Annotated in this window: 16 protein-coding genes; 12 read left to right on the top strand and 4 right to left on the bottom strand. The window is 68.8% G+C overall.

Annotation, left to right across the window (positions count from 1 at the left end; all coding sequences use genetic code 11):
- Positions 1 to 16: 16 nt before the first annotated feature.
- The 3 genes from FNH24_RS11680 to FNH24_RS11670 are packed head-to-tail and all read left to right on the top strand — an operon-like array spanning position 17 to position 2789.
- The gene (locus tag FNH24_RS11680) at positions 17 to 1147 is read left to right on the top strand and encodes an ABC transporter ATP-binding protein (protein WP_246186849.1); all 1131 of its coding nucleotides are present in this window, start codon (positions 17 to 19) and stop codon (positions 1145 to 1147) included.
- On the top strand, positions 1144 to 2226 hold the full coding sequence (locus FNH24_RS11675) for an ABC transporter ATP-binding protein (protein ID WP_152362364.1): 1083 nt from the start codon (positions 1144 to 1146) through the stop codon (positions 2224 to 2226). The genes FNH24_RS11680 and FNH24_RS11675 overlap by 4 nt, the downstream gene beginning before the upstream one ends.
- Positions 2223 to 2789, top strand: coding sequence for a hypothetical protein (locus tag FNH24_RS11670; protein ID WP_152362363.1), 567 nt, complete (start codon positions 2223 to 2225; stop codon positions 2787 to 2789). The genes FNH24_RS11675 and FNH24_RS11670 overlap by 4 nt, the downstream gene beginning before the upstream one ends.
- Before the next feature lie 10 nt (positions 2790 to 2799).
- On the opposite strand, the gene FNH24_RS11665 is transcribed toward FNH24_RS11670, so the two are convergent.
- Both FNH24_RS11665 and FNH24_RS11660 read right to left on the bottom strand, forming a co-directional pair.
- A complete protein-coding gene (locus FNH24_RS11665; RefSeq protein ID WP_152362362.1) occupies positions 2800 to 4299 on the bottom strand; it encodes a DUF222 domain-containing protein in 1500 nt (499 codons plus the stop codon).
- A gap of 91 nt (positions 4300 to 4390) precedes the next feature.
- The gene (locus FNH24_RS11660; RefSeq protein WP_152362361.1) at positions 4391 to 5716 is read right to left on the bottom strand and encodes an MFS transporter; all 1326 of its coding nucleotides are present in this window, start codon (positions 5714 to 5716) and stop codon (positions 4391 to 4393) included.
- A 128-nt stretch (positions 5717 to 5844) separates the two neighbouring features.
- Here FNH24_RS11660 and FNH24_RS11655 point away from each other — a divergent pair, with 128 nt between their 5' ends.
- The 9 genes from FNH24_RS11655 (at position 5845) to FNH24_RS11615 (ending at position 16501) form a co-directional block, all read left to right on the top strand.
- On the top strand, positions 5845 to 6414 hold the full coding sequence (locus FNH24_RS11655; RefSeq protein ID WP_246186848.1) for a Uma2 family endonuclease: 570 nt from the start codon (positions 5845 to 5847) through the stop codon (positions 6412 to 6414).
- The gene (locus tag FNH24_RS11650) at positions 6411 to 6968 is read left to right on the top strand and encodes a Uma2 family endonuclease (RefSeq protein WP_152362360.1); all 558 of its coding nucleotides are present in this window, start codon (positions 6411 to 6413) and stop codon (positions 6966 to 6968) included. Before FNH24_RS11655 ends, FNH24_RS11650 begins: the two co-directional genes overlap by 4 nt.
- Before the next feature lie 94 nt (positions 6969 to 7062).
- Entirely contained in the window at positions 7063 to 8640 is a 1578-nt protein-coding gene (gene ffh, locus FNH24_RS11645; protein ID WP_152362359.1) for a signal recognition particle protein, read from the top strand.
- 3 nt (positions 8641 to 8643) lie between these two features.
- The gene (locus tag FNH24_RS11640; RefSeq protein WP_152362358.1) at positions 8644 to 9750 is read left to right on the top strand and encodes an amidohydrolase family protein; all 1107 of its coding nucleotides are present in this window, start codon (positions 8644 to 8646) and stop codon (positions 9748 to 9750) included.
- Between the two features lie 3 nt (positions 9751 to 9753).
- Positions 9754 to 12378 (top strand): alpha/beta fold hydrolase, encoded by a 2625-nt coding sequence (locus FNH24_RS11635; RefSeq protein ID WP_152362357.1) that lies wholly within the window; start codon positions 9754 to 9756, stop codon positions 12376 to 12378.
- 161 nt (positions 12379 to 12539) lie between these two features.
- Positions 12540 to 13559 (top strand): ABC transporter permease, encoded by a 1020-nt coding sequence (locus FNH24_RS11630; RefSeq protein WP_152362356.1) that lies wholly within the window; start codon positions 12540 to 12542, stop codon positions 13557 to 13559.
- A 14-nt stretch (positions 13560 to 13573) separates the two neighbouring features.
- Positions 13574 to 14518 (top strand): carbohydrate ABC transporter permease, encoded by a 945-nt coding sequence (locus FNH24_RS11625; RefSeq protein WP_246186847.1) that lies wholly within the window; start codon positions 13574 to 13576, stop codon positions 14516 to 14518.
- Positions 14519 to 14585: 67 nt separating this feature from the next.
- The gene (locus FNH24_RS11620) at positions 14586 to 15611 is read left to right on the top strand and encodes a Gfo/Idh/MocA family protein (RefSeq protein ID WP_152362354.1); all 1026 of its coding nucleotides are present in this window, start codon (positions 14586 to 14588) and stop codon (positions 15609 to 15611) included.
- A 41-nt stretch (positions 15612 to 15652) separates the two neighbouring features.
- Positions 15653 to 16501: a Gfo/Idh/MocA family oxidoreductase gene (locus FNH24_RS11615; protein ID WP_152362353.1), complete on the top strand. Its 849-nt coding sequence runs from the start codon at positions 15653 to 15655 to the stop codon at positions 16499 to 16501.
- A 52-nt stretch (positions 16502 to 16553) separates the two neighbouring features.
- Here the strand turns inward: FNH24_RS11615 and FNH24_RS11610 are convergent, their stop codons facing one another.
- Entirely contained in the window at positions 16554 to 17732 is a 1179-nt protein-coding gene (locus FNH24_RS11610) for an ROK family transcriptional regulator (RefSeq protein WP_152362352.1), read from the bottom strand.
- Between the two features lie 4 nt (positions 17733 to 17736).
- Positions 17737 to 19032, bottom strand: coding sequence for a sulfatase family protein (locus tag FNH24_RS11605; RefSeq protein WP_217428168.1), 1296 nt, complete (start codon positions 19030 to 19032; stop codon positions 17737 to 17739).
- Between the last annotated feature and the right edge of the window lie 25 nt (positions 19033 to 19057).

Below are 19057 nucleotides of genomic sequence, written 5' to 3'. Positions count from 1 at the left end.
GAACGGAGGAGCCAACGTGACAGCCACGAACGGTGACGGGGACGCGATTCTCTCCGTCCGTGATCTTCAGGTGCAGTTCCCGACCACCCTCGGAGTGGTCAACGCCCTCAACGGGGTCAGCTTCGACGTGCCGCGGGGCAAGGTGATCGGCATCGTCGGCGAGAGCGGCAGCGGCAAGAGCGTGACCGCGCGAGCGATCATGCAGATCCTCGAGCCGCCGGGCCGGATCACCGAAGGCTCGATTCATTTCCGGAGCAGTGCCGGCGGCGAAAGCGTTTCGCAGTTGCTGATCGGTGAGGAGGTGGATCTCGGCGACGCGGAGACCTCCTCCGGCGGAGTCGAGATCACCAAGCTGAAGCCGCGCAGCCCGGCGATGCGGGCGCTGCGGGGTGCGGAGATCGCGATGATCTTCCAGGAGCCGATGACCTCGCTCAACCCGGTCTACACGATCGGCTCGCAGATCGAGGAAGCGATCCTGCTGCACCAGACGCCGGACAAGAAGGTCGCCAAGGAGCAGGCGATCGACATGCTGCGCCAGGTCGGGATGCCGAACCCGGAGCGGATCGCGACGTCGTATCCGCACGAACTGTCCGGCGGCATGCGGCAACGGGCCATGATCGCGATGGCGCTGTCCTGTCACCCGTCCCTGTTGATCGCGGATGAGCCGACGACCGCGCTCGATGTGACCACCGAGGCGCAGATCCTGCAGCTGATGCGCAAGCTGAAGTCCGAGATCGGTATGTCGATCATGTTCATCACCCACAGCATGGGCGTGGTCGCCCAGCTGTGCGACGAGGTGATGGTGATGTATCTCGGCCGGGTCGTCGAGCGTGCCTCGGTGGACGAGATCTTCTACAACCCCAAGCATCCCTACACGAAGGCGCTGCTGCGGTCGATCCCACGGATCGGGTCGGCCGAGCACACGCCGCTCGAGGTGATCAAGGGTTCGATCCCGGACCCGTACTCGACCGTGTCGGGTTGCCCGTTCCACCCGCGCTGCCCGAGCTTCATCGGCAAGGTCTGTGAGGACGTGATCCCGGCGGAGTCGCTGCTCGCCGGGCCGACCCAGCACGGCGTGCGCTGTCACCTCTATTCCGACGAGGTGGCCAGCACGGCCGAGCCGGCGAGCACTGGAGGGGCGCGATGACCGAATCGACGACCGACGAGAAGCTGCTCGAGGTCATCGACCTGAAGAAGCACTTCCCGATCAAGGGCGGCCTGTTGCGCCGGACGATCGGCGAGGTCAAGTCGGTGGACGGGGTGAACCTGACCGTCAACCGGGGCGAGACGCTGGCCGTGGTCGGCGAGTCCGGTTGTGGCAAGAGCACCACCGGCCGCAGCATCCTGCGGCTGGAGCAGCCGACCGACGGCCAGGTGATCTTCCACGACTCCGAGCTCGGGCCGGTCAACGTGGAGAGCGCGGACCGGCGCACGATGGAGAAGATCCGGCCGAAGATGCAGATCATCTTCCAGGATCCCTTTGCCTCGTTGGATTCCCGGATGACCGTCGGCCGGGTGATCGCCGAGCCGCTGTTGATCAACAAGGTGCTGAAGGGCCAGGCACTGCGGGACCGGGTGGCCGACCTGCTCAAGGTGGTCGGGTTGCGGCCGGAGCATGCCAGCCGCTACCCGCACGCCTTCTCCGGTGGTCAGCGGCAGCGGATCGGGATCGCCCGGGCGATCGCCCTGGAGCCCGATCTGATCATCTGTGACGAACCGGTCTCGGCGCTGGACGTGTCGGTGCAGGCCCAGGTGATCAACCTGCTGGAGGACCTGCAGGAGCGGATGAAGCTGACCTACCTGTTCATCTCGCATGACCTGTCGGTGGTCGAGCACATCTCCGACCGGGTGGCCGTGATGTACGTCGGCCGGGTGGTCGAGACCGGGACCACGCGCGATCTGTTCTACCGGCCCAAGCATCCCTACACCGAGGCGCTGCTGTCGGCGCTGCCGCAGCCGGACCCGCGGAACCGGATGGAGGTCGTCCCGCTCACCGGCGACGTGCCGAGCCCGGCCAACCCGCCCTCGGGTTGCTACTTCCACACCCGCTGCCCGTACGCGCAGCCGATCTGTTCGACCGAGACGCCGCCGCTGCGCGATGTCACCGACGCGGACGGCGGGACGCGCGAGGCGGCCTGTCACTTCGCCGAGGAACTGGATCTCAAGGGTGCCCTGGTACCGTCGGCCGCAGCCACGGACGCGGCTGGAAAGGACGAGGTGGGATGACGACCGGTGCAGCGGACAGCGGGGCCAAGATCAGGACCGGACGGCCCAGGTTCACCGGCATCACGACCTACACCGACCCAAAGGGACGGTTCGAGTTCCGCCATCCGTTCGGTTGGATCCGGGATGAGCTGGACGAGCTCGACGGCGTGATCGCCCGGCCCGAGGCCGATGATCAGTCGACCTACTTCGCGGTCAGCGTGACCCCGTTGGAGGTCGAGGTCGTGGCCGACGACCTGCCGACCCTGCGGTCGGGCTTCGACGACGGCCTCGGTCAGTTGGCCGACGCCGAGGTCCTGGCCGCCCGGGACGACACCTACAACAACATCGTCAAGGTGGAGCGGACGTTCACCTTCACCGAGGACGGACAGACCCGGAAGCGCCGGGCCTGGGCGATGTATGCCGAACGCTGGCAGTATCTGGTCGTGTTCCAGGGCTCGACGGCCGAGGAGTTCGACTACTGGCTGCCGATGGGCAACTACTGCTTCACCGCCTTCAACCTGCCCCAGGCGCTGTGGTTCGCGACCGACCCCGAGCTGCGCGGCGGACCGACGGAAGAGGACTGAGCCGGAGCGGTCAGAGCGCCGGCGAGCCGGCGTTCCAGATGGCGTGCGCGAGTGGCCCGCGGCCGAGGTCGAAGGTGCCCGAGTAATTGGTGAGCTGGGTGTCGCCGTGCGGTGATCGAAAGATCATCGTGCCCGGCTCAGGTTGTCGTCGCCGCCACCCGCCATGAGTCACGGCGCGATGCTCGCGCTTCGCCAACGGAGCTAGTCCGTCGACGCCGGTCTGGCCTGGTGGTCCGCCTTCGTCCATGGATCGGTACGGCTCGGAGTGATCAAGTTCCAGCCGCTCGGTCGCGGTGGACCAGGGAAAGCTGCTGCTCGGCCGGGCGAACCGCAGATAGCGCTTGTGCCGGTCCGGGATCTCGTAGGCATCAACCGGAGCGGGCGTCTCGTTCAGATCGATCACCGAGATCACGTCCACCCGGTCGTGCCCGAGCCAGTCCTTCACCACCCCCAGCGTGGTCGGCCCGATCCCCGGCACCCGACAGATCCCATTGCCGGTCTCGAGTGATTCGGCCGCGACGTGGACGATCAGGGTCGAGGTCGGCACCAGCCGGGCCGGATCAAGTCCGGCCACGATCCGCTCGATCGCCGCCCTGAACACGACCAGCTCCGCATCGGTGATCATGGCCGGTTGATCACGCAGCGACGGATGCACCTCCGCCTCCTCCACCACCTCGTCGGGGTCCTCTCCCGCAACGGGCTGGACAGCGGTGGCGAACTCCTCGGCGAACAGATCAGGCTGGCGAGCCTCGGCAAGGATCCGGGTCGCCTCCAACTCGTTGCCCAACATGCCCAGGGCTTCAGCGCGCCGCTCGTCGGCCGATCGCTCATCAGCCGGGAGGGCGTCGGCGATCTCCTGAATTCTCGCGTACAGCCGGATCGCGGCGGCCGGCTCGAGTCGGGCGAAGAGTGACTTCAGTCCTTCATCAGAGGTCTGCGCCAGCCACACCCCGAGCTCGGTCTTCCGCTCCGCCGCGACCCGTTCGACTCGTTCGCCGTCAACGCGGGCGATCGCGGCTTCGGCCCGGTTCTGCAGCTTGGAATAGCCGACCAGCCCGGCGAACCCGGCCAAGTCGGCATCGACCTGCCCGGCCTGCTCAACGGTCAGGTGGTGGGTCATCCGGGCGATCGAGCGGGCCTGCCACCCCTCCACCTCGCACGCCATGACCTTCTCCCACAGCAGCGGCAGCCGATGCCGGACATCCAGCACCTCAGCAACGAACCGAGTCCCGGCGAACTCACCCTTCTTGATCGCCACCGCGAGCTCAACCAGTGCCAGATCATTGACCTCAGGAGTCCCGTCCCCACCCGGCCGGACTCCCCGCGGCCCGCCGTGCAGCCGCAACTCGTCGGGATGGATCGACTCCGCCGAATTCGCATCCGCCCACGCCGCGACCCAGGCCAACAGCTCGTTCTCGGCCGCCAACCGCGCCCGCACCGCGGCCCCGGCGCCCTTCAGGATGTCGTCGGTGCCGTATCCGGCAACCCGCAACTCCAACGACTCGAACATGTGTTCTATTATAGCTGTCACCACCCACAATCGCAGCCCACAATCGCAGCAGAACAAGTGAAATCCCAAGATCAAATCGCCCGCCGTGAGGTCAGGGTTGTGGGTCGCGGGCGTCGTAAGCCAGGAAGCGGCGTTGGACGGCGAGCACGACGGTCAGCACGATGACGCAGCTGAGGCCGCCGATCACCGCGGCCCAGTGTTCGCCGAACCAGTTCGCCTCGGCGCCGATCACCAGCTCGCCGAGGCGTGGGCCGCCGGCGACGACGACGATGAACACGCCCTGTAACCGGCCGCGCATCGAGTCCGGGGTGGCCGACTGCAGGATGGTCTGCCGGAACACCGAGCTGACGGCGTCGGCCGCGCCGGCCAGGGCGAGGAAGATCATCGCGGCCAGCAGTGAGCCGATCAGCACGTTGCCCGGCGAGGTCGGCCCGGTGATCACCAGCACCACGCCGAAGCCGGTGACGGCGAGACCGAATGCCAGGATCGCGGCGGCGATCACCCGGCCCTGGCGGCGGATCCGGACCAGGGTGCCGGAAAACAGCCCGGCCAGCACCGCGCCGACCGCGAAGGCGGCGCCGAGGATCCCGGTGGTCATCGCGCCGCCGCCGATGATCAACACACCGACCGCCGGATACAGCACTCGCGGCATCGCCAAGATCATCGCGATCAGGTCGACCAGGAACGTCATCCGGACGTTCGGCCGGGTGGCCAGATAACGCAGTCCGTCCAGCACCATCCAGAAGCCGCGCCCGCGCCGCCTCCCGTTCGGCCCGGCCCCGTTGGCGGTCCGGTCGTCGGCCCGGTCGGCGGCTCCGTCGACCGGCGGCAGGTCGGGCAGCCGCCAGAGCGCCCAGAGCGCCGCGGTGAACAGCACGGCGTCGATCGTGTACACCTCGGCGAAGTCCCAGGTGGCCACCAGGAACGCGCCGAGCAGCGGGCCGACGGTGAGCGCGACGTTCCAGAGCACGGTCTGCAGCACGTTCGCCGCCGGCAGCAGCAACGGGTCGACCAGCCGCGGGATGATCGCCGAGCGGGCCGGATTGTTGATCGCGAACCCGGCCGACTGCAGCGCCACCAGGCCGTACAGCAGCGGCACGGAGTTGAGGTGCAGCCAGGCCTGGACCGCGAGCAGGATCACCACCAGCCAGAGCCCGAACGACGAGGCCAGGGCCACCTTCCGCCGGTCGTAGGTGTCGACCAGCGCACCGCCGTAGAGACCGAGCACGATCAGGGGCACCAGGGCGCAGACGCCGAGCACGCCGACCGCCAAGGTCGAGCCGGTGATCGCGTACACCTGCAGGCCGACCGCGGCCACGGTCAGCTGGGTGCCGAAGTTGGAGATGCCGAGGCCCCACCACAGCCGCCGGAACGACGGCGACGTCCGTAACGGCGTCAGATCGAGGAGGAAGGACATGCTGGAACGAATCTAGGACAAACGGTTTCTGATCCATTCGCGGAGGCCCGGCATGCGGTCCGCAGTCGCTGTCAGCGGCGCCCGTTACGTTCTGCCGATGACGCGGGGGAGGAACTACGATGACAGCTATGACGGCGCATGCGGCGGCTACCTGGCCGCTGCCCGGGCGACCGATGACCCGGGCAGACCTCGATGAGTTGCCCAAGGACGGGCGCCGCTACGAACTCATCGACGGAGTGCTGGTCGTGAGCCCGTCGCCATCGTGGTTGCATCAGCGTGCCGCAGCCGGAGTCTTCGACTTGCTTGATGCCAGCTGCCCGGGCTGGCTGGAGGTGTTCTTTGCGCCGCTCGATGTCGATGTCGCCGAAGACACGGTGTTGCAGCCGGACATCCTGGTGGTCCGTGAGGATCGGCTTGCCGACGGTGGGGATTTGTCCGGTGTGCCGGAACTGGCGGTCGAGGTGTTGTCGCCCAGCACCAGGAGGTTCGACCTCGTCCTCAAGCGTTCCCGGTTCGAGCAAGCCCGTTGCGCGAGCTACTGGGTCGTCGATCCCGAATTGCCGTCGATTGTCGCTTGGGATCTGGTTGCCGGGCGGTATGTCGAGGCCGGCCGCGCCGAAGGGTCGACTGAATTGTCATTGGAACGGCCGTATCCGGTCGTCGTGAATCCAGCGCGGCTGATCGCAAAGCGGCGATGAGCGCAAAGGTCGTCGCTACCTGGCCGGTGCCCGGCGCGCCGTTCACGAAGGCGGATCTTGAGGAGTTGCCCGACGATGGGCGTCGTTACGAACTCATCGATGGTGTGTTGATCGTGACCCCGACGCCGACGTGGCAGCATCAGGGCGCCTTGCGCGAGCTGGTGATTCTGCTCCAGCGGAACTGCCCTGAGGAACTGGAAGTGTTCATCGGACCGCTGAACGTCGACCTCGCCGAGGACAGCCTGCTTCGTCCCGACGCCCTGGTGGTTCGGCGAGATCGGCTCGGCGAGGAGCAGTTGGCCGGAATGCCGGAACTGATCATCGAGGTCGTATCGGCGAACACCCGGCAGTTCGACCAGATACTCAAGCACTCCCGGTACGAGGACGCGGGCTGCCCGAGCTACTGGGTAGTGGATCCCGACGTCCCCTCCATCGCGGCCTGGGAGCTGGTGGACGGGCGCTACGTCGAGGCCGGCCGCGCCGAGGGCGACACGGAGCTGGTGCTGACGAGGCCGTACCAGGTCGTGGTCAATCCGGCCCGGCTGGTCGACTGAGCGCCGCGCCGGATTGGCGGCCCCGTTAGGCTGGCCAGGACAGCCGTCTGACCCGTGCCGCGGGTCTTGCCATCAAGCACCTTCGAGGAAGCTCGTGTTCGACACACTGCAGGACCGCCTGGCCGCGACGTTCAAGAGCCTGCGCGGCAAGGGCCGGATCACCGAGGCCGACATCGACGCGACCGCGCGGGAGATCCGCCGAGCGCTACTCGAGGCCGACGTCGCACTGGCCGTGGTCAAGGACTTCATCGCCGCGATCCGGGAGCGGGCCCAGTCGGCCGAGCTGAGCGGCGCGCTGAATCCCGGCCAGCAGATCATCAAGATCGTCAACGAGGAACTGATCAACATCCTCGGCGGCGAGACCCGGGTGATCCGGTTCGCGAAGAACCCGCCGACGGTGATCCTGCTGGCCGGCCTGCAGGGTGCCGGCAAGACGACGCTGGCCGGCAAGCTGGCGTACTGGCTGAAGGGCCAGGGTCACTCGCCGCTGCTGGTCGCGGCCGACCTGCAGCGGCCGAACGCGGTCGACCAGCTCCAGGTGGTCGGTCAGCGGGCCGGGGTCCAGGTCTTCGCGCCGGAGCCGGGCAACGGTACGGGTGATCCGGTGGCGGTGGCCCGCGCTTCCATGGCGGAGGCCGAACGCAAGCTGTACGACATCGTGATCGTCGACACCGCCGGCCGGCTCGGCGTGGACGCCGAGATGATGCAGCAGGCGATCGACATCCGGGATGCGGTGAACCCGGACGAGGTCCTGTTCGTGGTCAACGCGATGATCGGCCAGGACGCGGTCAACACCGCGAACGCGTTCGCCGACGGCGTCGGGTTCGACGGGGTGGTCCTCACCCAGCTCGACGGCGACGCCCGCGGCGGTGCCGCGTTGTCCATCGCCAAGGCCACCGGCCGGCCGATCATGTTCGCCTCCAACGGTGAGAAGGTCGACGACTTCGACCTGTTCCATCCCGACCGGATGGCGAGCCGGATCCTCGGCATGGGCGACATGCTCACGCTGATCGAGCAGGCGGAGAAGACGTTCGACGCCGAGCAGTCGGCCAAGGCCGCGGCCAAGCTGACCACCAAGGGCGGCGGCGAGTTCGGCCTCTCCGACTTCCTGCAGCAGATGCAGATGGTGCGCAAGATGGGTCCGCTGTCCAAGATCTTCGGCATGCTGCCGGGGATGGGCGACATGAAGGACCAGATCGCCGGAATCGACGAGAAGGAAGTGGACCGGATCGAGGCGATCATCCACTCGATGACGCCGTCGGAACGGGACAATCCCAAGATCATCGACGGCTCCCGGCGGGCCCGGATCGCCCGCGGCTCCGGGGTCGAGGTGTCGGCGGTCAACAATCTGGTGAACAAGTTCTTCGAGGCTCGCAAGATGATGAGCCAGCTCGCGACGGGCAAGGGCATGCCGGGGATGCCCGGCATGCCGGGCCTGCCGGGAGCGGCGAAGCGGCCCGCGGCCAAGCAGGGCAAGAAGAACAAGCGCGGCAAGAAGGTGTCCGGAAACCCGGCCAAACGGGCCGCGGCCAAGTCGGGCCAGCCGGAGGAGACCGTCGATCCGGCGGCCGCGTTCGGCGGCGGAATGGAACCAGAACAGCTGGAGCAGGCCATCAAGGACTTCCAGTTGCCGCCCGGCCTTGGCAAAATGATCAATAATCAGGGCAAGTAGGTCATGGCGCCGGCGCCCGGACCGAACCCCGACCGGCTCCACATTTCCGGCACGCTGCTACCCGCGGAGGAGTCCGTCGACCTCTGGGTCGTCGACGGACTCCTCCGCGAAGGGCCGGTGGCGGACGCGACCTCGATCGGCAGCGACGGTTGGATCCTGACCGGACTGGTCGACGCCCACTGCCACGTCGGGCTGGACGCCGGCGGTGCGGTGGACCGGGCCACGGCCGAGGCTCAGGCGCTGGCCGACCGCGATGCCGGGGTGCTGCTGATCCGGGACGCCGGCTCGCCCTCGGACACCCGCTGGGTCGACGACCGGCCCGACCTGCCGCGGATCGTCCGGGCCGGTCGGCACATCGCCCGGCCGAAGCGCTATCTGCGCAACTTCGCCGACGAGATCGAACCGGCCGAGTTGATCGCGGCGGTCGAACGCCAGGCCGCGGCCGGTGACGGCTGGGTGAAGCTGGTCGGCGACTGGATCGACCGCAGCCTCGGCGACCTGGCCCCGTTGTGGCCGGTCGAGCTGGCCCGCGCGGCGATCGACCGCGCCCACCAGCTCGGCGTCCGGGTCACCGCCCACGTCTTCGGCGAGCAGGCCACCGAGGAGTTGATCAATGCCGGCGTGGACGGGATCGAGCACGGGACCGGCCTGACCGACGAGTTGATCGCGATCATGGCCGAGCGGCAGATCTCGCTGGTGCCGACGATGATCCAGGTCAGCCTGTTCGAACGGTTCGCGGCCCAGGGTGAGGAGAAGTTCCCGGCGTACGCCAAGCACATGCGGGCCCTCCAGGCCGGCCACCGCTCCACCATGGCCGCCGCCTGGGACGCGGGCGTGCCGATCTATGCCGGGACCGACGCCGGGGGTTACCAGCCACACGGGCTGATCGGCACCGAGATCGCCCGGATGGCCGACTTCTGTGGCGCCGAGGGTGCGCTGGCGGCCGGCTCCTGGCGGGCCCGGCGCTGGCTCGGCCGGTCGGACCGGCCGGAGCCGGGCGCCCGGGCCGACCTGGTGATCTATCCCGCCGACCCGCGGACCGACCCGTCCGTGCTGACCGGGCCGCGGCACGTCGTCGCCGGCGGCACTCACCGCTTCGTCGGCGGCTGATCTGTGTCGAAGTCTCCGCGCCGCCACCGGTTCGTCGCACCGGTCCGGATCCTGTTGGCCCTGCTGCTCCTGGTCGGACTGCTGGCCGTACCCACGACGCCGGCCCGCGCCGACGAGGTGGTCGAGACGCCGGTCCGGATCGCCGGCACACCGGAACCGGGCTCGGGCCCGGTCGAGCTGGACGGATCGGTGTTCACGGCCAAGCCGGGGGAGCCGCAGCCGGCGATCGTGCTCAGCCACGGCTTCAACGGCAGCAAGGCCGACAGCGCCGAGTCCGCGCGCCGGCTGGCCGGTGGCGGCTACACGGTGATCACCTACACCGCCCGCGGCTTCGGCGATTCCGGCGGGCTGATCCATCTCGATCACCCGGACTTCGAGGTGGCCGATCTGACCAAGATCATCGACTTCGCGACGACCCTGCCCGAGGTGATCAAGAACGGCACGGACCCGGTGATCGGTCTGGCCGGTGTCTCCTACGGCGGCGCGTCCACCCTGTTCGGCGGCACCGATCCGCGGGTGGACGCGATCGCGCCGGCCTTCACCTGGAACAGCCTGCCGCAGGCCCTGTTCCCGCAGTACGCGACCGGCGGGACCCAGGAGTCACCGGGGGAGGTCGATCCGGTCGAGGCGGCCGGGGTGTTCAAGGCCCGCTGGGCCGCGCTGTTCTTCCTCGACACCCGCAATCCCGAGAGCCCGGATCAGCAGCCGGACCAGTCCCTCTGCGGCCGGTTCGCCCTCGACCTGTGCCGGGCCTACCTGGAGACCGCGCGGACCGGCCGGCCCAATCCGGCGCTGGTCGACCTGTTGGACCGGTCGAGCCCAAGCCATGTCCTGGACCGGATCTCGGCGCCGACCTTGATCATTGCCGGCGAGAACGACTCGCTCTTTCCGCTGGACCATGCCGACGCCAACTTCCGCGGGCTGCCGGCGACGACGCCGGCCCGGATGGCCTGGGTGACCGGCGGGCACGACGGCGACATCGCGATCGATCCGCTGTTCGGCGAGCTCGAGGCCTGGTTCGGGCACTATCTCCGGGCCGAGACGGCCGAGCCGCGGCCGATGTTCGAAGTCGCCATCCCCGAGAATCGGCCGTCGGCCGACGGCGCCCAACGCCCGGTCGACCAGCTGACCAGCGCCAGCTACCCGGGCCGCAACGCGCCGCCGATGCGGCGGGGTTCGCTGCCTCTGGGCGGCGACCGGCAACGGATGATCGCGCCACCCGGCGGGGTGCCGGCGGCGCTGACCAACCTGCCCGGGCTGGGCCGGCAACTCGCCTCCCTGACCGGCACCGAGGCGTACCGGATCGGGGTGCTGCCCGGGCAGTCGGTCGCCTTCACCAGCGAGCCGGTCGCGGAGCCGCTGACCCTGGTCGGCAGCCCGCGGGCGCGGGTCCGGCTCACCTCGTCCACCGGCTCAGCCACCCTGTTCGCCGCCCTGTGGGACCTCGGCCCGGACTCGGCCGGCGGCGGATCCGATCCGACCAGTGCCGTGCTGCCCGCGCTGGCGGTGGCGCCGATCCGGATCGAGGGGCTGGAGCCGGGGAAGGCGAAGGACGTCACGCTCAACCTGGCGCCGATCGCCCACCGGTTCGGCCCCGGACACCGGGTCCAACTGGTGATCTCCAGCACCGACCAGGCCTATGCCCTGCCCGACCAGGCGGCGGCCTATCAACTCGAGTTGGTCGACGAATCGCTCGACCTGCCCAGTCTCGACCCGATCCCCGTCGAGGTGGCGCCGGTGAACCGCTTCTCGATCACGGTCTGGCTGCCGATCGTGGTCGGGGTGTTGCTGCTGGCCGCGATCGGCGCGATCGTGATCGGCCGTCGGCGGGCCGCGGCGCTGGCCGTCGACGGCGAGGAGCGGCCGGAGTTGCGGGACACCCCGCTGGCCGTGGACGGCCTGACCAAGAGCTACCGGGACCGCTTCGGCGCCGCCCGGGTCCGCGCCGTCAACCAGGTCTCGTTCCGGGCCGAGCCGGGCCAGGTGGTCGGGCTGCTCGGGCCCAACGGCGCGGGCAAGACGACGACGATCCGGATGATGATGGGGCTGATCCGGCCCGACTCCGGCACCGCGTACGTGCTCGGCCGGCCGGTCCGGCCGGGGGCTCCGGTGCTGCGATCGGTCGGCGCGCTGGTCGAGGGACCGGGCTTCCTGCCGCACCTGTCCGGCCTCGACAACCTCCGCGCGCACTGGGCCGCGACCGGGCGACCGATCGAGGAGGCGTACCTCGACGAGGCGCTGCGGATCGCCGATCTCGGGTCGGCGGTCAAGCGCAGGGTGGGTGGCTACAGCCAGGGGATGCGGCAGCGGCTCGGCATCGCCCAGGCCATGCTCGGCCTGCCGCAGTTGCTGATCTTGGACGAACCGGTCAACGGGCTCGATCCGCCACAGATCAGGGCGATGCGGGCGGTCCTCGCCGAGTACGCGGCATCGGGTCGCACGGTCCTGTTGTCCAGCCACCTGCTGGCCGAGGTCGAGCTGACCTGCAGCCACGTCGTGATGATGCATCAGGGCCGGGTGCTGACGACCGGTCCGGTGGCGGAGCTCACCGAACGTCATGGCGGTCGGCTGGAAGACGTGTTCATGGACCTGATCGAGGGCAAGGAGCCCAGCGGCACCACCCCGTAACAGATCATTTACGCCGGTCACCCTTGCTATTTGCAATCGGTTGCAATAGCGTGCGGGAAAGGCTTGCCGAGGCACCGTGAGGCGGTTTCATTCAGTGAAATCGCTGTGTTGACATTTCGGTTCTCGACCGGGGGAAGTCGCTCAGGGAAGAGGGAGGTGGCATGAGTTCGCAGAGAACCGACACCGCGATCGGCGCCGGGGACGTCGAGCCGACGAACGACGAGCTTCGCGCCGGCGGGTCACCGAGGGTGCCGGGGGATCGCAAGCTGTCGGCCTTCGGGCGGTTCTGGCGGGACAAGCCGCTGCTGCTGCTGGCCCTACCGGGCGTCCTGCTGGTGCTGGTGTTCCACTACGTCCCGCTGCTCGGCAACGTGATCGCCTTCAAGGACTACCAGCCGTATCTGGGGATCTGGGAAGCGCCGTGGGTGGGGCTGGAGAACTTCGAGATCATCTTCAACGGTGATCCCTACTTCCTCAACGCGTTGAAGAACACGTTGATCATCTCGCTGGTGCAGATCGTGTTCGTCTTCCCGGTGCCGATCGCCCTGGCGCTGCTGCTGAACTCGCTGCTGGGCGAGAAGATCAAGCGGGTCGTGCAGTCGATCTTGTACCTGCCGCACTTCATGTCCTGGGTGATCGTGGTCGCGATCTTCCAGCACATGCTGGGCAATGCGGGCCTCTACAACACCTGGGCCCGGCAGAACGACTTCCTCACCATGAACATCATCGGCGAACCGTCGCTGTTCATCCCGTTGATCACGTCCCAGATCATCTGGAAGGACGCGGGCTGGGGCACGATCATCTTCCTGGCCGCGATCTCCCGGGTCGACCTCGATCTGTACGAGGCGGTCGCGGTGGACGGTGGCGGTCGGCTGCGCCAGCTGTGGCACGTGACCCTGCCGGCGATCCGCGGCGTGATCATCCTGCTGCTGATCCTGCGGCTCGGTGACGCGCTGACCGTCGGCTTCGAGCAGATCTTCCTGCAGCAGGGCCCGGTCGGGCTCGAGGCGTCGGAGGTGCTGGACACCTACGTCTACAACCGCGGCATCGTCGGCGGCAACTGGGGTGCCTCAGCGGCCGTGGGACTGGTCAAGGGCCTGATCGGCACCGCGCTCGTGCTCGGCGCCAACAAGGTGGCCCACATCTTCGGTGAACGCGGCGTCTACTCGACGAAGGACTGATCACGATGAGCACAATGACTTCGCCGCCCCGCAAGAAGCGCAAGCCGGTCACCATCCCGGGGATGAGTCAGAGCGCGCGACTGCGCGCGATCAACGGCGCGAACCCGCCGAGCATCCCGATCCGGATCCTCAAGGGGATCGTGCTGCTGATCGCCTCGCTGCTGGTGATCATGCCGTTCGTCGCGGTGATCTCGACCAGCCTGGCCGATCAGTCGCAGATCAACGCGGCCGGCGGCTACGTGCTGTTCCCGGAGAAGCCGACGCTGGCCGCCTACGAGGCGATCTTCCGCGGTGGCGTGGTCACCCGGGCCACGATCGTCTCGATCCTGATCACCCTGGTCGGCTCGGCGCTGTCGGTCACCGTGGTGACCATGCTGGCGTACGCGCTGTCCCGGCCCGGCACCTTCGCCCATCGGCCGATCCTGCTGATGGTGCTGTTCACCATGCTGTTCTCCGCCGGCATGATCCCGAACTACCTGTTGGTCAAGCAGCTCGGCCTGATCGACTCGTACTGGTCGCTGATCCTGCCGACGATGGTGTCAGGGTTCCAGGTGATCTTGATGCGCGGGTTCTTCCTGGAAGTCCCGAAAGAGATCATCGAGGCGGCCCGGATCGACGGTGCGGGGGAGTTCCGGATCCTGACCACGATCATGGTGCCGCTGTCCAAGGCGGCGCTGGCGGTGATCGCGCTGTTCAACGCGGTCTCGTACTGGAACGCGTTCTTCAACGCGGTGTTGTACATCAACTCGACCGAGAAGTGGCCGCTGCAGCTGGTGCTGCGGACCTACGTGGTGGACAACTCCTCGATCGGCGTCGACCTGCCCGGCGACTACATCCCGCCGCAGCAGTCGTTGCAGATGGCCATCCTGGTGGTCAGCCTGGTGCCGATCTGCATGGTCTACCCGTTCCTGCAGAAGCACTTCGCCAAGGGCGTGATCATCGGCGCGGTCAAGGGCTGATCGCACCGCACCGGGACCAACTGGAGCGAACCAAACCTAAGGGGAGATTTCCTTGTCATCGGATCAGGTGAGAGTCGGCATCATCGGGCTCGGACGCAGCGGCTGGAACATCCATGCCGCCGGCCTGCGGGCGCTGGGTGATCAGTTCCGGGTGGTCGCGGTCGCCGATCCGCTGGCCGAGCGGCAGCAGGAGGCGGCGAAGGACTTCGGTGCCACCACCTACTCCGAGCCGGAGCAGTTGATCGCCGACGACCAGGTCGAGCTGGTGGTGGTCGCGACGCCGTCGTTCACCCACGTCCCGCTCGGGGTGGCGGCGCTGCAGGCCGGCAAACACGTGATCGTGGAGAAGCCGCTGGCCCAGTCGGTCGAGGAGGTCGATCAGCTGACCGCCGTGGCCGACGCGGCGGGCAAGATCGTCACCTGCTTCCAGAACAACCGGTTCGAGCCGTCGTTCCTGAAGATCAGGGAGATCATCGACTCCGGCCGGATCGGCGAGGTGGTGCTGGTTCGCCGCGCCATCCACCGGTTCGCCCGACGGGCCGACTGGCAGACGCTGCGCTCGCACGGCGGTGGCGAGCTGCCCAACACGGTGTCCCACTTCCTTGATCAACTGCTGCTGCTGGTCGGGGACAGCCCGGTCTCGGTGTTCGCCGATCTGCGCCGGACCGTCTCCGCCGGCGACGCCGAAGATCACGTCAAGCTGATCTTGAAGCCCGAGAAGGGTCCGCTGGTCGAGGTCGAGTCCAGCGCCGCGGTCGCTTTCCCGCAGGACCACTGGTTCATCGCCGGCACGGCCGGCGGCATCGTCGGCTCGATGAGCGAGCTCAAGGTCCGTTGGTTCGATCCGGCCGCGCTGCCCGACCTCGAGGCCAGCCCGGACGCGGCCGTGGGCCGGGCCTACGGGCGGTCCGAGACCATCGAGTGGTCCGAGGAGACGCTGCCGATCGAGCCGCCGGCGGAGCGGACCCAGAACTACTACCGGACGATCTACGCCACGCTGCGCGAGGGCGCCGATCTGTTCGTCACCCCGGCCAGCGTCCGCCGCCAGATCAGCATCATCACCGAGGCCCGCAACCAGACCGGCTTCCTCTGATTTCGTACCCAACCCACGACTCATCGATAGGACCAGTTCGCGTGAAACGCATCGGCTTCATCGGGACCGAGAACTCGCACACCGACCACTTCATCCGGCTGCTGAACAAGGAGGAGCGTCACCCCGGCTACCGGGCCACCGCCCTCGTCGGCGGCGAATCGGAGCGGAACAAGACGCTCGCCGAGGCCGGCGACATCAGTACGATCGTGGAGACACCGGAGGACCTGATCGGCCTGGTCGACGCCGCGGTGATCTGCACCCGGGACGGCGCCCGGCACCGCGAGCAGGCCGAGCCGCTGCTCAAGGCCGGTCTGCCGGTCCTGATGGACAAGCCGTTCGCCACCACGCCGGCCGACGCCCAGGCGGTCATCGCCGCGGCCCAGGCGAGCAGCACCCCGCTCGACTCCTCCTCGGCGCTGCGTTTCGTGCCGGAGATCGCCGAGTTCGCGGCGGCCCGGGAGAGCCTGAGGGAGCTGCGTCGGCTGACCGTCGCCGGCCCCGCCGACCCGGACAGCGAATACTCCGGGCTCTTCTTCTACGGCATCCACCACGTCGAGGCCGCGCTGGAAATCCTCGGCAACCCGGTGATCGCCGAGGACCAGCAGGTCGACGTCGTCCGCCGCGGCGACACCACGACCGCCCGCACCCTGATCGGCGACGTCGAGGTCGAGTTCGTCTTCGTCGTCCCCGGCGACGGCTTCCGGGTCCCGTTCCACGCGTACCTGGTCGGCACCGGCGGCATCGAGGCCAAGGAACTGACCCTCGGCGGCGACTACAACGCCCCGCTGCTGGCCAAGTTCGTCAACGTCTGGGAGACCGGCCAGGCGATCGACGTCGACCGGCTGACCAGCCCGGTCAACCTGCTCAGCGCCATCGCCGCCGCCCTCTGAGGGTTATCCACAACCTCCCGCCGAGTTGTCAGAACTGAGTTGTGCCATAGGGCTACTCAGTTCTGACAAGTCGGGAGGTTTCGTGTTCGAGGGGCGAGGCGAGGTAGCGGTCGAGGGCGAGGGCGGCGGAGCCGCGGGCCCAGAGGTCGGGGCGGCCGCCGTCGTAGTACTTGACGTCGGGGTCGCGTCCGACCAGGGCGCGGTAGCGGTGGCGGATCGCGTCGATGCAGGCCGAGATCTCCTCCGGGGTGCCCAATCGGCCCCGCACGACGGTCTGGGCCGGGGCGACCAGACTCATGATCAGCGGGATCACCCGACCCAGCTCCTCGGCCCGGTCGCGGCGCAGTTGACGCAGCGGCTCCGGGTCGGTGCGGGGATACAGGTCGTGCTGTGCCGAGCCCGGCGGTAGTAGCCCGCCCGCTACGGCCCGCCGGACCAGCGCGTCGTCGGTGCAGGTCGCCTTGACACAGCCGACCTGGCCACATTCGCAGCCGAAGCCGGAGCCGGGGACGACGAGGTGGGAGACGAGCCCGCCCGCCCCCGGGCCGTCCCAGACCAGTTCGCCGCCGCGCATCTGCGCCACCCGGACGGATCGCCCGACGAGCACGGTCAGGACGTCGTCGCCGCCGTCGTTCCACCAGTAGTGCTCGACCGCCATCGCGCGGACGTTGGGCTCGAGCCGCACCGGGTGCGGGAGTCGTCGCCGCAGCCCGGCGCGGAGCTCGTCGTGATCGACGTCGGACAGCAGCGGCGGCGGTGCGCCGTGGTGCACCTCGGCCCAGGGGGTCACCATCCCGATGCCCAGGACGGCCTCGACCCCCGCCTCGGTCACCACCTCGTCGACCAGCTGGGCCGCCTCCTCGATCCGTTCCCGCTGGGTCCGGCCGTGGGCGGGTGCCGCTCGCCAAGCCACCCGTTCGCCGCGCAGCGTGAAGGCGCCGCAGGTGGTGCTCCCCGGGTGCAGGTGGGCGCCGACCACGAGCCGCTGCCGGCCCGGCAGGTCGAGCGGCACGGCCGGTCGGCCGGCCCCGCGTGGGGCCGCCGGCGCCGCTTCCGTCAGCGCGCCGAGCTCGATCAACTCCGCCACGGTCTTGGTGATCGTGGTGAAGCTGACCCCGGTCGCCGCGGCGAGCTCCTTGCGCCCGATCGGTCCCTCCCGGACGAGGGTCCGCATGATCGCCGAGGCGGTCGCGTTGCGCTGGCGCACCATGAGGTCAGTGCGGGAGGCCACCGGCTCAGCGTAGCGACCGGGCACCGGGCGGTTCGGGAGGAAACCCGGCGGGCGGCGGGACCGGGCCGCGCAGCAGCGGATCGTCGGTTTCGGTCATCCAACTCTCGAGCCGTCGATCCAGGTCGGCTCGGGTCGCCGCCGCGGTCGGACAGTCGGCCAGATTGCGCAGTTCGTGCGGATCGAGGGTGAGGTCGTGCAGCCGTACCGTCGGGGTCTGCTGCTCCGCCCAGCCCGCGTCGATCCACAGCTTCTTGCTCGGTGACGCGTCCACATTGGGCAGCCGGGGCCGGTCCCAGTCGTCGAACGACCGGACGTAGAGCCACCGGTCGGTGCGGATGGCACGCTGCGGCTGATAGGCGACGTGGTACGTGATCTCGGCGAACGTCTCGTCCCGGACCGGCCGGCCGGCGAGCGCCGGCAGCAGGGACCGACCCTGGAGCCACGACGGTGATTCGAGGTCGAGCAGCGCACACAGGGTGGGGAACACATCGACCTGGCTGACCAGGGAGTCGACGGCGAGTCCGGCCGGCAGACCGGGGCCACGCAGCATCATCATCACCCCGGTGCCGGCGGCGCCGAGCGTGCACTTCATCCCGGGCATCGCCAGGCCGTGATCGGTGGTCACCAGGACGATCGTGTTCTCCGCCAGACCCTGCTCCTGCAGCGTGTCCAGGACCGCGCCAAGGGTCTGGTCGACCTGCAGCGCGGCCGCCTGGAACGACGCCATGTCCCGCCGGGTGATCATCGTGTCCGGCATCGTCGGAGCCGGCGCGTTCCACCGGTCGTCGGTGCCGGGATGACCGAAGAGCCACCCGGTGGACGGCATCGTGTGGGTCTCCTGCAGGCCGATCGAGAGGAAGAACGGCCGGTCGTGATCGCGTCGCAGATAGTTCACGGCCGCGTCGCGGCGGGCCGGCGCCAGAGCTTGATCAACCGGCAACCGCTCGTGATAGCCGATGATCTTCGTCGCCGCGTCGGCACCGGTCGCTTCGTGCTGGACCCCGGCCAGCGCCGAGGTGTAGCCGTGCCGGTGCAGGGTGTGGACCAGATGCCGGCCGTAGTCCCTCAGCCGGTGGCCGCGGTGGGCCAGGCCGAGCATGCCGGCGGTGTGGGCCCACTGCCCGGTCAGCAACCCGGCCCGGCTCGGGGAGCAGGTCGGCGCGACCGAGTGGGCGTTGCGGAACACCACCGACTCTTCGGCGAACTGCTGCAGCCGCGGGGTGCGGATCGGCGCCCCGTAGGGCTCGATGTGGCGCCCGGTGTCGTGGGTGTGGAGGTAGATGATGTTCGGCCGGCTCACAGGACGGCGACTCCCTTCGGTCCGA

Origin of the sequence: Microlunatus speluncae (assembly GCF_009299835.1) — a bacterium.
Taxonomy (GTDB): domain Bacteria; phylum Actinomycetota; class Actinomycetes; order Propionibacteriales; family Propionibacteriaceae; genus Microlunatus; species Microlunatus speluncae.
Note: the sequence above shows the minus strand (reverse complement) of the source record. Positions and strands in the feature narration are given on the sequence as shown.

What these genes read in the sequence shown, in the direction of transcription:
- FNH24_RS11675 (WP_152362364.1), top strand. Translation starts at nt 1,144, where the DNA reads ATGACCGAATCGACGACCGACGAGAAGCTGCTCGAGGTCATCGACCTG.
- FNH24_RS11670 (WP_152362363.1), top strand. Translation starts at nt 2,223, where the DNA reads ATGACGACCGGTGCAGCGGACAGCGGGGCCAAGATCAGGACCGGACGG.
- FNH24_RS11665 (WP_152362362.1), bottom strand. Translation starts at nt 4,299, where the DNA reads ATGTTCGAGTCGTTGGAGTTGCGGGTTGCCGGATACGGCACCGACGAC.
- FNH24_RS11660 (WP_152362361.1), bottom strand. Translation starts at nt 5,716, where the DNA reads ATGTCCTTCCTCCTCGATCTGACGCCGTTACGGACGTCGCCGTCGTTC.
- FNH24_RS11655 (WP_246186848.1), top strand. Translation starts at nt 5,845, where the DNA reads ATGACGGCGCATGCGGCGGCTACCTGGCCGCTGCCCGGGCGACCGATG.
- FNH24_RS11650 (WP_152362360.1), top strand. Translation starts at nt 6,411, where the DNA reads ATGAGCGCAAAGGTCGTCGCTACCTGGCCGGTGCCCGGCGCGCCGTTC.
- FNH24_RS11640 (WP_152362358.1), top strand. Translation starts at nt 8,644, where the DNA reads ATGGCGCCGGCGCCCGGACCGAACCCCGACCGGCTCCACATTTCCGGC.
- FNH24_RS11630 (WP_152362356.1), top strand. Translation starts at nt 12,540, where the DNA reads ATGAGTTCGCAGAGAACCGACACCGCGATCGGCGCCGGGGACGTCGAG.
- FNH24_RS11625 (WP_246186847.1), top strand. Translation starts at nt 13,574, where the DNA reads ATGACTTCGCCGCCCCGCAAGAAGCGCAAGCCGGTCACCATCCCGGGG.